Genomic DNA, 14,503 nt, shown 5'->3' with positions numbered 1-14,503 from the left:
AGTAAAAATAGCTTAACTAAACTCACTACATATTAAATGGGGCTAGCTAAGGCAGAAACCAACTCTAACGTTTAATATTGCTTTAAAATGTGAACATATAGACAAATAATTCAAGCATTTGTTCCTCGGTTTTAAGAATTTTGAACTCAGCCAGTGTTTAACTTTTAGTGAGACCAACGATGAACTTTAAACCAAGGTAAGGTTGCTCTTACCTCTCTATACTGTACCCTTGCATTATGACTGTTTAACATGAACGAAAGATGAATAATCCTGAATTTTGGCACAATAAATGGGCAGCCAACCAAATAGGCTTCCACCTTGAAGATGTAAACCCACTTCTGATTGAATTTTGGGAAAAGACGGAACCTAGCTACGAGAAGAGTGTGTTCGTGCCTCTATGTGGTAAGAGTGAAGATCTGATTTGGTTAGCGACGAAGCATGAAGATGTTCAAGGTGTCGAATTAAGCCAGATTGCGGTTCGCGCATTTTTTGCAGAGCATCTTTACACGCCGACTGTGACTCAAATTAGTGGTCAGCATGAGCTTTATCAATTCGATGAACTTAATATTTATACGGGTGATTATTTCTCAGCACCGATTCAGCCTGTAGACATTATCTATGATCGTGCCTCTTTGGTAGCTTTACCTGCTGACATGCGTGTGCAGTATGTAGAGTGCTTGAAGCAACGGTTAAAGCCGGGCGGCAAGATCTTACTTGTGACATTAGATTACGCTCAGAACGAGATGGCAGGACCTCCGTTTAGCGTACCTAAGTTAGAGATCGAACAGTTGTTCTCAGGTTATAAGATCACACTGTTGAATCAAGATATCGCAGACGATGAACATCCTAAGATTGCCAAGAAAGGCTTATCTCGATTTAGTGAAGAAGTGTATTTGATTGAGTCTGAATCTTAAACTCAACTAGCTCTCAAGTGAAAAAACTATTTCAATATAAAAAATGATACCAACAAAAAGACGGGCTTAGTAGCCCGTCTTTTTTATTGTTCAGATTTGAAGTTGTGATTGTTGAGAATTAAATAGCTGTCTAGTAAATCACTTTTACTTTTGAAGCACTCTCAATAGCATCTTCAATCGCTGTTTCAGTGCTCTTACGACGAGTCAACGCCACACCTAGACGACGGCGACCATCGATGTCAGGCTTACCAAACAAACGAACTTGCGTTTGTGGTGCGTCTAGCGCCTCTGTAAGACCTTCGAAACGAATGTTGTTTGAAGTGCCTTGGCCTAAGATAACGGCAGATGCACACGGACCATATTGAGTAATTGACTTAATCGGCATGCCAGTAAATGCGCGAACGTGTAGCGCGAATTCAGAGGAATCTTGAGACATTAAAGTCACTAAGCCAGTATCGTGTGGGCGAGGGGATACTTCGTTGAAGATAACATGGTCGCCTTTAACGAACAGTTCCACACCAAAGATACCGTGACCGCCCAGTGCGTTAACGACTTGCTCTGCAGTGTATTGCGCCGCTTTTAGTGCGTTGTCTGACATTAATTGCGGTTGCCATGATTCACGGTAATCACCGTCTTCTTGGCGGTGACCGATAGGCGCGCAGAAATGAACACCATCAACAGCACGAACAGTCAGCAGCGTGATTTCGTAATCAAAATCGATAAAGCCTTCAACGATCACACGACCAGCGCCAGTGCGACCACCTTCTTGTGCGTAATCCCAAGACTTTTGAATATCGTCTTGTGTTTTAATAACGCTTTGGCCTTTGCCTGATGAACTCATAACAGGCTTAACCACACAAGGCATACCTACGAATTCTACCGCTGCTGAGAAATCTTCAAATGTGTCCGCGAAGCGATATGGAGATGTGCTCAGTTTTAACTCTTCAGCCGCTAGACGACGGATACCTTCTCGGTTCATCGTCAACTTAGTCGCGTTCGCTGTGGGAACGACATTTAGGCCTTGCGCTTCCATCTCTACCAGCTTGCTGGTGGCAATAGCTTCGATTTCTGGAACCACATAATCTGGTTTTTCTAGTTCAATGACAGCTTGCAGTGCATCGCTGTCCAACATGTCTAATACATGGCTACGATGTGCAACTTGCATAGCCGGTGCATCAGCGTAACGGTCACATGCAATAACTTCCAAACCTAAACGTTGGCACTCGATAGCAACTTCTTTACCCAGTTCACCTGAACCTAATAGAAGTACACGAGTAGCATTTTCACGAGTAGCGGTACCAAACATAGAAATTCCTTCCGATCTTTTGAACGATTGATTTAAACGGGGTGATCATACTTATTTAAAGGATAAAAGCAAACGTTTGCGCGGGTTGTCGCATGAATTTGAAGTATAAAAAAAGCAGCTCTATAAAATAGGGCTGCTTATGTAAAATATTGTTAACCAGATGTACTTAGATTGCTAAGTAAGTAACTGGAATGTCAGGGTTAATCGCCTCTAACGTAGACTGAGTATCGGCTAGGTGACTGATGCTACCATCGGCAATTTCAACTAAGGCAGCGTTTTCGATCTGCTCGAAATCGAAGCCAGCCAGTTTAAGTTGAACAAGCGCGACTTGTAATGGCGGTAGACTAGGGTTGAATGCCGCGTTTTCTGCGTATGCACCTGTAAAGATTTCACCTGTTGTCAGTTGTAGCGAGACGCCACTTAGGTTCTTTGTGTAGGGAGCATGGCTACGGTTTAATGCTGTTAGTGCGCTTACCACAACAGGGCTCGTTTCTTCTGATGTGTACTGGTGATCCAGCTTAGTCATTAGGCCAGTTGTGATGCCCAAATCAGCAGGGCCGAAAGAGTCAGGTAGGTATTCTTGCAGTGACATTTCATCACGCTGTGGTAATTGAACTTTAAGTTCTTTTGCCGTTGTCAGTTCGTTCATGAATTGGCGACAGTGACCACAAGGGCTGAAGTTGATCGTGATATCAGAAAGGCCTTCTTCACCCTTCATCCAAGCGTGGCTGATGGCTGATTGTTCAGCATGAACTGTTTGACCAAGTTGTGCACCTGCAATTTCCAAGTTTGCACCGAAGTACAGGCGACCAGATAGGCCACGCACGATGGCACCAACATAGAAGTCAGAAAGTGGCGCATAAGAGTATGCTGCTGCGATTGGCAGTAAAGCTAGGCGAACTTCTTTATCAGAAAGGCCGCTTGCATCCAGTAAGCTTTGAAACTGCTCTTTAGAGATAGTGGCGTCAAAGTTGTCTGCTAATACGATGTCACTCAAAAGCGCTTTTATTGATGTTGGAGCACTTTCCAGCGCCAGGGTAATACGACTGTTCATGTTGAATCCTTAATTGACCTTAGGCTTTAATTTTATGCAATACTCAGGATTTTTCTGTGATAGTGATCACCATTGCGCTTTTGTTGTTACATTGGCTTGCATAATTAGAGTGAGGTCACAGATGAAATCGATTGCAAGGACAAAAACTACCCTTGATCTCTCATTTGTTGTCTGAAATCGGGGTATGTTTAGCTAAAAATTGCTGAACAAATGAGAATAAAAAGCCCAAACAGACACTGAAATGCTCAGAGTTTCGCTTGGGCTTATTGGATGTTTTTAAAGCTTAAGTCCCAATCTATGAATCTATTAGCTTGAGCTGTAGCCATTAACTGAAGTTGTAGATCATTAACGTTAGCTTTTAGTTACTAGCTTAAGCATAGACCCAAACCACGATAGAAAATATGGTCGGTGCAATAATCGAGGTAATGACGCCACAAAGTACTAAAGCTAGTGAACTGAATGCAGCATCTTGTGGATTCTTTTCAGCGCAAGTTGCCGTTCCCAACGCATGCGATACTGTGCCCATGGTTAAACCTCGTGCGATAGGGCTCTTGATACCGATCAAATTGTAGATAGGGTAAGCAAAGATTGCCCCGAACAAACCGACAATCAATACCAGAATTGCTGCAATTGCAGCTTCGCCGCCTAAATGGCTTGAGACCTCCATTGCGATCGGTGTGGTGACCGACTTACCCAACAAACTCGCGATCAAACTTAAATCCGCTTTAAAAGCCACGGCGATCAATGCGGTAGTGGTCATCGACATTACACTGCCTAGCGTGCAAGCAAATGTGATGATACGCCAGTTGGATCTGATTTGAGGTAACTGTTCATATAGAGGAAAAGCCAGCGCCACTACCGCAGGTTGGAGCATATAGGTAATCCAAGTATTGTCTGCGTAATAGGTTTCAAAAGGTACTTTGAAAAACAACAGAATTGGAATGATGATACCAATACTGATGAGTAGAGGATTACAAAATGGCGAATTAACTTTTTGGCTTACCCAACGAGCAAACAAGAAAACCACAATGGTCAGTAGAATCCACATGATTATTTACCTCTCGAAAGCAAGCGGTCTAAGAACCATGATAAGGAAACTAACACGATTAAGGTTCCGCCAACGGCGCTTGCCATAATTGGTAAAGCATTGGCGATAAGCATGTCAAAATGATCCATGAGCCCGACACTAATAGGGACAAACAATAAGATCATCAAACGGATAATCAAGCTTGCACCAGGCTGAACCCAATGCTCAGGGACAATACCAATCACCATAGCGGTAAACAGAATCAACATGCCAAAAATACTGCCAGGAATTGAGGTGTCTAATAAATGCTGTAACGCGTTACCTGCTGTGAGTGCACCTATGATTAAGGTGAAGGAGATTAAGCAGTACACGAGTTTGATCAATCTTTCTTTCAAAGTGTCACATCTCTTGATAATGGAATTAGCTCGCTAGCTTTTCTACGTATTGATAAACCGCTTTCAAGATAGCCATTTTCTTCTCGTCACTTTCATGCTCGTGTGCGAGGTTTTCTAGGTTCAGCATGTACTCTTCTAAGCGACTTTCGTAAAACTCTCGACAGTGGTTAGCCCATTTCAGTTGTTCCGCTTCGTCTAACGTCCACGGGAAATGACGAGCACGGTAACGGAACAACAAAGGTTTAATACGTTCGTCACCAAAAGTGATGTCTAAAGCAGCCAAGTTATTTGGGTCAGTTTGACGAATGATGTCCATTGCGGTTTTGTCGCCTGGCGAGAAGAAGCCGTCATACAGATGAGTGTCTACGTCATCACTTTTCTCGTATTCGCGTTCTTGTGAATACAAACCGATCAGTTTTTCGCGGATCTCTGGGTGTTCGCGTAATAGCGCTAAGTTCTTTAAGCACTGTTGGCGATCGATACCTATCGTTTCCGCATTTTCAGCCGTCAGAGTTTTGGCGGGTGCGAGAATAGGGCACTTGTTCAGTTGAACCAATTTGATGGGTACGGGTAACTCGTCTTCACCAAGTTCACTGCGTTTAGTGTAGAGCCTTTCACGGAGGGCGTCAGAATCAAGCTCCAGCAGCGGGCTAGGATCTTTGGCTAAGTCGACTACGATAACCGCATTTTGGTTGGTTGGGTGCCAAGCCATCGGCACAATCCAACTCGTGTAATTACAATCACGACCAAACATGCCTGAAACGTGCATTAAAGGCGTCATGTTTACAATGTCAACTAACTCATTCAATTTGCGTTTGTGACGCATGCTGTAAAGGTAATCAAACATTTTAGGCTGTGCAGCCTTCAACTTCTTTGCTAATTCAATGGTAGCAATAACATCGGCCATCGCATCGTGCGCGTTTTCGTGTTCAATGCCATTTGCCACTGACAAATGTTCCAGTTTGAAGCTTGGGTAACCTTCTTCATTCTCTGGCCAAACAATACCTTCAGGGCGAAGTGCATGTACCGCGCGCATCACGTCGAGTAGATCCCAACGAGAGTTGCCGTTCTGCCAGCTCCATGCATATGGATCGATGAAATTACGGTAACAGGTATAGCGTGTTACTTCGTCGTCGAATCGAATGCTGTTGTAGCCAAGGCTAGTTGTGTTCGGCTTAGCAAGCTCTGCGTGGATCTTCGCGATAAATTCAGGTTCAGGTAAGCCTTGAGACATCGCTTTTTGAGGTGTAATGCGAGTAATGAGTGCAGCTTCCGGCGCTGGTAAGTAATCAGCAGGAGGTTGGCAATAGATGACCAATGGCTCTCCGATAACGTTGAAATCTTGGTCGGTACGAACACCGGCGAACTGACTCGGGCGATCTTTCGCTGGGCTGACGCCCCACGTTTCGTAATCGAAAAAGAAATAGGTTGGCTGATTATCTGAACTCATTGAATTTCCTGAACAGTAAGCGAAGACCGTCTACTGTGGCTGAAGGTTAGTTTTGTTCAGTATCTGACAGGATGCGGTACGCGTGCAACCCAGATCACAAATAAATTACAGTAAAACGGTGCATTCGTATTCGATCACGTCGCTGTACTGAGTTTTGAGTTCAATTTTGGTCATTTATTAACACGTAAATCCGCTCGCTGTTGACCTGATGCTAGCTACTTATCTATTACGAACAGTGTGCTTAAGTTGAAAACCAAGCATTAGGAATCTGGAGAAAGTGTTGAAAGTAGGGGAACCCAATTTGCTTTGGATCTTGCTTACAGCGAACAAAACTTATAATTAATGCTGCTATTGCGTTAATCCGCAGCTCAAGCTTGTGATATTGGCAGGAAATGGCACCAACAAACAATGATCTTAGGTCAACTAGAAAGTAGGCATTGACGTCTATTAGTTTGTCTCTTTGAATGACTCCATCTGGATACTCAAATTTATAACCAATATTTTCACTGCCAGTCTTTTATATAACGATATATTTCAATTTTATTACAAGTATAGGTTTAATGTGCAATTGTTTCATTGTTGAGACTTTATTGCAGAACGGTGATCTATAAAATCAATTAGGACAGTCAATTAGTTTTATTAGTATTAATTAATTTTTTGTTACTGAAAATTCCTAGTGATTTATAAGGTATCAAATTAACTTTTATAAAATTAATAGTCTGTAGAGGTTAGGGAGTTAAATGTAAAACGAGTTTTATATATGATTAACACAAATACTCTAATATCAGTAATTTCACTAATGTTATTTATATCAATTTGCGTGATATTATTCTCACTGTTCCTCATTTGTTTATAAATAAGTGTCAATGTTTACGCTTTCTAAATAGGATTAGATGTTACTTAATTGTTAACTTTATTAATGGTTAAGTGACTCTGAAAATAAGTCAATTTTATATAAAGGATTAAAAAATGAACAAAGTTTTTAAGGTTGTTGCTGTATCTGCACTTTCTATCTCTTCTGCGAACGTTTTCGCGGTAAGTGACACTTTTGATGCAACACTCGAAGTAAAACAAGCAATTACAATGATAAAAACAAGTGATCTTGATTTTGGTGTCATCACTTCAGATAACACAACGGATGTTGTTATTGCTCAAGCAGATGCAGGGGCGGCAGCGTTTACTCTTTCTGGAGAGTCTGGTGATGCAGTGACCGTTAGTATTTCTGATACAAACTTGGCTAACGGTGCAAATACAATCGCAGCTGAATTTGACTTTAATAATGCAATCACTCTAACCGGTGGTTCTGCGGATCTTAAAATTGGCGGTACAGCTCGTACTTCAAGTGCGACATTAGTTGCTGGTACTTATACTGCAAACGTTGCAGTTGATGTAACTTACCAGTAATTATATAAAACAAGTCTAATACTTACGGCTGTTACTTATCAGCCGTTTTTACTATGAACTTTTTTTTAAAATACGTTGCCTGTATTGGCCTAATTATTTATTCAAGTCCATTTCATGCTTTAGAAATTATTCCTGAAAATATGGAAGTGAAATTTCCGGGTATGTATATCTTTGGATCAGGACAAAATGCAGATGCAAATCCAGCCAATGGTCAGGTCTATGTGGTGCGTTTTTACGCTGAAGGAGAACCAGGCAAGAAAATTGTGGTATCTCTCCCGTCTAAACAATACCTCAATCACTCACGTAAATCTAAACGTCTCCGTATTCGAAAGTTTTATTTTGGTTGTGGTTTATCAAAACGAGGTAGAGCAAAAATCCAAAGTAACGGAAGAAGCAAATTACTGTGTATTGGTGCAAAAGTGAAAATTGGCGCTAATCATCCTGCTGGCATTTACACCAGTACTATCCCTTTTGAGGTTAATTATAAATGAAGTTGTTCATCTCATGTGTCCTCGGCTTACTCTTCTGTGCTCAAGCTCATGCCCAACTCCTTATCGCGCCAACTCGTTTTGTTTTAGATGCTGATACATCTGTGACGGAAAAAATCGTGGTTGAAAACAATTCTGATCAACCCATTCGTCTTGAGATTAAACCGATCTATCGTCCAATTAAGGCCACTGGCTTGGTACGAACCGATGCAAACGTGACGGAGTCTGAAAATATCGCCAATTGGATCAAGGTGTCACCACCTATTATTCGAGAGCTAAAACCTAATCAAAGACGTACAGTTCGTCTGCGTATGAACGCGCTTCCTGATGATATGCCTGACGGCGAGTACCGTGCTTACTTGTGGTTTTCTCCTATCGCAAAGGCGAAAGAGTTATCTGAATTGGATTTGTCGGCTAAGGGCCAATCCAATAATGGGTCAGCATTCCAGCTTAACTTTCACATAAACAGCTACGTGCCTGTTTATGTGCAGAAAGGTAAGCAGGTACAAGACGTAAAGTTTACTTGTGAAAACCAGAGCCTTACCATTCGCAACGATGGTAACTTTCAGTTCAATGCTAAGTTGAATGTCGATGATCACAGCGAAAAATTGGTGTTGCTGCGTAATGCTGAGCTATCGAAATCTTTCCCTATAGGATCCAAGGTGTCTTTGCTTCAAGACGATCAGTCGCTGCACGAATGCATTTTGTAATGTTTGCATTCTTGGTGCCGCGTATGCTGTTAACGTCTGTGTTTGTGACATTTGTGTTTTTGGCATTTGTGCGGTTGATATCGTTCCAACCAGATCCTGTGTCGTAATAGCGAATCGTGTAAAACAGAATGTTCAAACACATGGTCTGGCAAGTTCTCTTGTCGCTCTCTTTATTCTTGTCTTTGTTACCTTTCGGTGCACAGTCATCACCTAGTGATGATGCAAGCGAACTTTACCCCGCGTACATTGAAGTTCGAGTCGGGAGAGTGGGTGACAGTTTTTATCGCGTAATGATGGATGACTACGAAGAGCCGTTTATCTCGATCTCCAATGCGGCCTTTTATTTGTTAGAAATGAATGGCCAGTGTGATGAAAGCGGGTACTGTGAAATCTACTTACCGCAAGATGTAGGAAGAGAATCACCGCCGTATATCGTGGATACCCAACAAGCCATCTGTTATCGAGATGACAATAATATCCAGACGATCAAATACGAAGTGATTGACTCGAAAACCTATATACATTGGTACAGTTTACAAGCCTGTATCCCTGCTAAAGTCCGTTGGGACATTGATGATTATCGCCTTACTGTTACTCCTGAATTCAGTTCACTGACTGAGCTCGAAGCTGTCATCTCTAAGATAAAGAGCGAGTCTCGACAAAAAGCAGAAGCCTTAAAACAGGTTGGTAATATCCCTGCTATTGAACCACTGGCTAGTGTGGGGTTAGCGGCTCGATTTGCTACCTCTGTTTATCAGGACAGTGAGACAGGCACCGACGTTTACGCTATCTCTGACACTCTATTAACGACTGAACATTCCTTGTCGCGGTTATCAATCGATACTCGCGAAGATAACCCTGTCGTTTATTACAATATCGCGGTAGAAGCGCATGACGGCGAAGGGTCATTAGAAGTAGGGCATGTGCTGTTAGATGGCAGTGTTTTTACCGTTAATCAAACCCTAGAAGATGGTATTTACTACACCAATAGAAAGCGTCAGTTGGAGTTTGGTAACCTGCAATTAGAGCGTACGACTGAACCGAATATCAGTATCGATGTACTGGTAAACGGAATTTATCAAAACACCTATCGCTCTGATGAATTTGGACGTTTTGTTGTCGAAGAAGACAATATTTCCCCTGGCGACACTATTAAGTTCCGCTATTACTTGTCCAAAGGTGTGTGGAGAGAAGAAGAGATTACGGTCGCGGGTTTAGAAGATGCATTCTTGCCTAGTAATGAGTGGGGCGTTGAAGTGGTTGGTAACGAAGGGGCCGACCGAGCGGGTGCAGTGTCACTGGAATATGGTTTGGCTGATTACTTCACGGTGGGCAGTGCTTTTATTAGGCAAGATGGAAAAGATCTTATCGGCTTGCAGGGGCGATACTTACCAACACATTGGTTTGCGGCCCATATTGGTTGGCTGCCGGACTTTAATCGTTTTCCAATGGAGTTTGATGTTTTGCTGGGCAGCGACCAGTCTGCCTCTATTGAACTCAATAAAACTGACGAGTTGGACTTGGAGTCGATGGAATACGATGTGTTCAAATATAATCTGTCTCTTGCCAACATTACGGCATTTCTAACAGTGAGAAACGACGAAGATGAATTGAGTGTTGAGCCGAAACTGAATTCCAAGGTCTCGCGCAATCTGTTTCTGTCATATTCAGGTGATTATCGCTACACCAAGGCTTCTCATCAAGATGACTATTTACACACCATTGGTTTGGCCAAAAGTGGTTTTTCAGACACGTCGTGGAATGTGTCAGGAACGGTCAATGGGTCTGGTCACCATGAACGCACGGAACTCTCTCTAAGGAATGCCTGCAAAGAATGTGTATTGGTTCCGCTTAATGTTTTCCAAGAACTCACCACTAACGTATCAGCCCGGTATCAAAAGCAGGATATCTCGTTTACGGCTTCGGTAGAAGCACGTGTGAATCCTTATTTCGTGTTCAAGTTAGAAGGAAATGAAGACAGATACGGCGTAGAAATGACCACTGAATTTGGCGCGAAAACCTATTTTGATGAGAACATCGGAGAGTTTGTTGAGTGGAATAAGTACAATCATTCAAAGCTAACTGGGATTGTTTACGATCACCACAAACAGCCCATACAAGGGGTAAGCCTACAAATCTTGGATCAACGAGCAGTCAGTGACGCAAAAGGCCGATTTGAATTCACCAGCGTCCCAGCCAGAGATAGTCTACCTATCTACGTAGATGAGGGAGCGCTTGACTTGAACCTAACGCCAATACAAAACCCTGTATTTGTGAATACCAAACAGGTAGGCCTGACTCATGCACACATTGAAATGGTGGTGTCATTTGGTGTCGATGGCACAGTAGAAGGCGACATAGAAAACAATGCTTATCTGCACTTTAAACACATTCAGAAAGGCACTGAGTATTCGAGCGAAATTGAGAGTGATGGCTTTTACATGGTAGAGGGGCTCATCGCGGGCAAATACATTGTGACTTTAGAAATGGGAGACAAGCGATACGTGCAAGGCGCCGACTTGAACGGAGATTTCTGGGTAAGTGACCTCACATTCAACCTAATTGATTTTCATAAGGTGTACTAAATCCGATCGCTTTGATTAATCTGAAGGAGGTGAGAGTATCAATTGGATTTTTTGTTTCATGGTCAACTTTCGGCTCCTCAAATCTTTGAATATAACCTTGCATTCTTGAAAGGTAACCACTATCGGGTTAAAACTGTTTACTGATTTAGTGACGCCGTAACGTACAGTTTCAACTTCAGGTTCGAACGTACTAAACAACTTATCCCAAATGATCAAAACGCCAGCGTAGTTCTTATCGATGTATTGCGGGTTTTTGCCGTGATGTACTCGATGATGCGAAGGGGTGTTAAAGATGTATTCAAGTGGCCCCAAGCTTCGTATCCATTGTGTATGGACGAAGAACTGCAAACCTAAATTCAGAAGCACCACAAAGATCACCCATCTAGGGTCGAAACCTATGATGACGAGCGGTACCCAAAATAGCCACATGCCTGCGAATGGGTACATCAAACTCTGACGAAAAGCTGTGCTAAAGTTCATTTTTTCTGAACTGTGGTGTGCGACGTGCGCGGCCCACATCCAGCGAATACGATGACTTGATCTATGGAACCAGTAATAGAAAAAATCTTGTAACACCATCAATACAACAAAACTCAGCACGCCCATCTCAATGTCCATTAAGCGCCAGCCGAATAGCCAAAGATACAGCTGAACCACGAATAAACCAGTTAATAAGTCGGAGAGTTGATGCATGCCTGCTAACACGAAATTACACATCACTTCTGGCAGTTTGTATTGAGAATTGCTCGGTAATCGGCCTTGTTTCTGACCAATGAAATATTCGGCCAACATACAGATTACGAACAAGGGCGCCAATACTAACAGCAGCCATTCTGGGTGATTGATCAATGAGTCGATGTCCATTCGCTAATCCTTGTGGCGCGATAGTTGTGTAATGTCTGACTGAGTTGATGAATTGGTTTAGCGTATTATTTTTTAGGTAGAGGCTTACCAGCGAGCAAAGTGATCTTCCGTTAGGCCAAGAACGCCATCGAGTTGATGAGTTATGCCGTCGTTGTCTTGAATTGAGCCAGAAAAGTGACCAATGAACTGACGAAAGTTACTCTTTAACAGCCATAAATTGAGCTTTTCGCTGCGGTTATTTAAGGGCGTAAAGATCAGGTTTATACGTCCATCTTGTGATGTTATCTGCCAAGGAAAGTTTGTATCTTGGCGACTAAACGTAAACTGTACCGGGTTAAGTAAGTGTCTGGTTCCATTTACCCACAATACGTTTTCGCAGCCTCCAGTTTCATTGACGCCCGCTGCGAGGTTCAGGCCAATATCAGTGCCATTGGATTGAGTGTTGATGCTTGCCCAGCGCCAACTGGTTTCACGCCTCATGTAGCCTGCTGAAAAGTCATACCCAGCAAGAGCTTGCGTGAGGTTTAATGATGTGCCCTTGATTTGGATGTCGCCGATTATTCGCACAGCATTGTGCTTTTGGGTGTAAGTCCAACCTGAATAACCCGTTGGGCTGCACATCGCCATAGGTAAGCTGTCGATTTTAGGGTCTAAAGTGACATCGGCCTTGATGAGTTTGGTATTCAAGCGAACTCGCCATTGTTTGCCTTTGATATCGAAAGCAATGCTTTGGCCGGCAATGCTTGTCTTTCCTTCAAATGGTGAAGGCGTTACTTGTTTATCAAACCCCAGCGGTCGTAACCATGAACACTCTTCTAGTTTGTTACTCTCGATATCGTACAGGTAACAAAATGCCGAGCCTAAGTAGCGAATATCTGCGATAGCAACACCAATAATGTGTGTGTCGGTGACGATACTGACAAACTGGAATTGCTTGTAGTGGAAGTGCTTCTGCCAAGGAGCTGCTTTTGAATCCATCGAGTTTCGGTAGTCAAAGTTCTCGATGTTCAGGTGCTTTGGGATGCCATCGAAATGCCCAATGAACGGCTGACCATTAGAATCAATCAAACTGTGTGGGGCTGGATTTGTTTTTATCATTGCGATGATTCACATTATTTTAACAATTAAAGCCATTGTGCGATGAGTAGCGTAGAATTGGGAGGTCATATTCGGACAAGAGCACGTTACCAATCACGATTTTGTCAGCAGTGTTGTTGAAGCTGAGTAGTCATGCTTATGGGAATGGGTTAGATATAAGGAGAGACGATTGGAGATTATCGCGGAGTATAAGCCAACCGGACATCGACATCAGTTAGGCACATTAGATATCGCGCTACTGTTGAATACCTTAGAGCAACGAGTTATCGATATTGAAAAGCTACTCATGGATGTGGGTTTGGAAGCCATGGATTGGCGAGACCCGAATGGAAAGCTGACTTACGCTGATAAACTTGCGTTGTTTAGCGCGGCTAATCAGAGTTTTCCTCACGATGGTCTAGGTCTTTGGTTGGGAGAGCATGCAAGTCTAAGTCACTTTGGTGTGTTGGGTTATGCGCTATCAACCAGTCAAAATGTCGGGGAGGCCATCAAGTCGGGTTTCAAGTATTTGCGCCTGAATGGGCCTATCTTCTCGGTTAAATTGTTTCTAGATTCCGAGCAAGCTGTGATTCAGATCGAGAACACCTTGGAAGTGGGTGATCTCCTTCCTTTCTGTAGTGAGTACTTCTTAAGTTCAATCGTCTCTTTGTTCAAAGAACTGACTGGTCATGAGTTGGATATTCATACTTTGGCTTTGCCTTACGCTCGTCCCAATTACACCAAGCTTTATGACAACCGCTTCCAGTGCCCGGTGATTTTTGAGCAAAACTATTGTGAACTGCGTTTTGATGTCTCGGTTTTATCACAAACCTTATTGACTCATGATGCTGCGACACTGAAGCGCTATCTCGCGTCTTGCCAGTCGATAGTGGAAACGCTGGACTCTGAGCATCTGCTGACTAACCAGATCAAAACGATTTTTTATCAAACTGCAGGCAGTTTCCCGAATATTGAACAACTCGCTGACGAATTTGGGTGTAGCTCTCGCACGCTCAGGCGAGAGCTAGTGACCCATGATTCCAGTTATCAAATATTGCTTACCGAAGTTCGAGTGGAACTCGCTAAAGAACTATTGCTCGGTACAACCATGAGCATTGATGACATCGGTGAAAGGCTCGGTTATAGCGACCCTGCAAACTTCAGAAGGGCGTTTAAAGGTTGGCTCAATAAAACACCTGCGCAGTTTCGTGACGGTTTAAGTTAAAGCG

Annotated in this window: 13 protein-coding genes; 6 read left to right on the top strand and 7 right to left on the bottom strand. The window is 42.9% G+C overall.

Annotated elements, in window-relative coordinates; translation table 11 throughout:
* Nucleotides 1–260 precede the first annotated feature (260 nt).
* Nucleotides 261–914 carry a thiopurine S-methyltransferase gene (locus tag OCW38_RS08355; RefSeq protein ID WP_010441236.1) on the top strand — a complete coding sequence of 218 codons (654 nt, stop codon included), beginning with the start codon at nt 261–263 and terminating at the stop codon, nt 912–914.
* A 130-nt stretch (nt 915–1,044) separates the two neighbouring features.
* On the opposite strand, the gene purT is transcribed toward OCW38_RS08355, so the two are convergent.
* The 5 genes from purT to sbcB all read right to left on the bottom strand — a co-directional run bounded on the left by purT (nt 1,045) and on the right by sbcB (nt 6,146).
* Nucleotides 1,045–2,220 (bottom strand): formate-dependent phosphoribosylglycinamide formyltransferase, encoded by a 1,176-nt coding sequence (gene purT, locus OCW38_RS08350; protein WP_010441234.1) that lies wholly within the window; start codon nt 2,218–2,220, stop codon nt 1,045–1,047.
* A 166-nt stretch (nt 2,221–2,386) separates the two neighbouring features.
* Nucleotides 2,387–3,274 (bottom strand): cytidine deaminase, encoded by an 888-nt coding sequence (gene cdd / locus OCW38_RS08345; protein WP_102461032.1) that lies wholly within the window; start codon nt 3,272–3,274, stop codon nt 2,387–2,389.
* Between the two features lie 370 nt (nt 3,275–3,644).
* Nucleotides 3,645–4,322, bottom strand: coding sequence for an LrgB family protein (locus OCW38_RS08340; protein ID WP_146531882.1), 678 nt, complete (start codon nt 4,320–4,322; stop codon nt 3,645–3,647).
* Between the two features lie 2 nt (nt 4,323–4,324).
* Nucleotides 4,325–4,696, bottom strand: coding sequence for a CidA/LrgA family protein (locus OCW38_RS08335; protein ID WP_010441228.1), 372 nt, complete (start codon nt 4,694–4,696; stop codon nt 4,325–4,327).
* Nucleotides 4,697–4,721: 25 nt separating this feature from the next.
* Nucleotides 4,722–6,146: an exodeoxyribonuclease I gene (gene sbcB, locus OCW38_RS08330; protein ID WP_010441226.1), complete on the bottom strand. Its 1,425-nt coding sequence runs from the start codon at nt 6,144–6,146 to the stop codon at nt 4,722–4,724.
* 969 nt (nt 6,147–7,115) lie between these two features.
* Between sbcB and OCW38_RS08325 the strand changes: the two genes are divergently transcribed.
* From OCW38_RS08325 to OCW38_RS08310, 4 genes are all read left to right on the top strand, one after another.
* Nucleotides 7,116–7,550 carry a DUF4402 domain-containing protein gene (locus OCW38_RS08325; RefSeq protein ID WP_010441224.1) on the top strand — a complete coding sequence of 145 codons (435 nt, stop codon included), beginning with the start codon at nt 7,116–7,118 and terminating at the stop codon, nt 7,548–7,550.
* Between the two features lie 53 nt (nt 7,551–7,603).
* Nucleotides 7,604–8,041 carry a DUF4402 domain-containing protein gene (locus tag OCW38_RS08320; RefSeq protein WP_261893696.1) on the top strand — a complete coding sequence of 146 codons (438 nt, stop codon included), beginning with the start codon at nt 7,604–7,606 and terminating at the stop codon, nt 8,039–8,041.
* Nucleotides 8,038–8,748: a fimbrial biogenesis chaperone gene (locus OCW38_RS08315; protein WP_016792395.1), complete on the top strand. Its 711-nt coding sequence runs from the start codon at nt 8,038–8,040 to the stop codon at nt 8,746–8,748. Before OCW38_RS08320 ends, OCW38_RS08315 begins: the two co-directional genes overlap by 4 nt.
* Nucleotides 8,749–8,876: 128 nt before the next feature.
* Nucleotides 8,877–11,333 carry a carboxypeptidase-like regulatory domain-containing protein gene (locus OCW38_RS08310; protein WP_261893693.1) on the top strand — a complete coding sequence of 819 codons (2,457 nt, stop codon included), beginning with the start codon at nt 8,877–8,879 and terminating at the stop codon, nt 11,331–11,333.
* Nucleotides 11,334–11,348: 15 nt separating this feature from the next.
* Here the strand turns inward: OCW38_RS08310 and OCW38_RS08305 are convergent, their stop codons facing one another.
* Both OCW38_RS08305 and OCW38_RS08300 read right to left on the bottom strand, forming a co-directional pair.
* Nucleotides 11,349–12,197: a sterol desaturase family protein gene (locus OCW38_RS08305; RefSeq protein ID WP_261893691.1), complete on the bottom strand. Its 849-nt coding sequence runs from the start codon at nt 12,195–12,197 to the stop codon at nt 11,349–11,351.
* An 84-nt stretch (nt 12,198–12,281) separates the two neighbouring features.
* Complete coding sequence (locus OCW38_RS08300; RefSeq protein ID WP_065099414.1) at nt 12,282–13,295, bottom strand: DUF2804 domain-containing protein; 1,014 nt, start codon at nt 13,293–13,295, stop codon at nt 12,282–12,284.
* 169 nt (nt 13,296–13,464) lie between these two features.
* On the opposite strand from OCW38_RS08300, the gene OCW38_RS08295 reads away from it, so the two are divergent.
* Nucleotides 13,465–14,499 (top strand): AraC family transcriptional regulator, encoded by a 1,035-nt coding sequence (locus OCW38_RS08295; protein ID WP_016768022.1) that lies wholly within the window; start codon nt 13,465–13,467, stop codon nt 14,497–14,499.
* Nucleotides 14,500–14,503 lie beyond the last annotated feature (4 nt).

Source organism: Vibrio cyclitrophicus, assembly GCF_024347435.1.
GTDB lineage: Bacteria > Pseudomonadota > Gammaproteobacteria > Enterobacterales > Vibrionaceae > Vibrio > Vibrio cyclitrophicus.
Note: the sequence above shows the minus strand (reverse complement) of the source record. Positions and strands in the feature narration are given on the sequence as shown.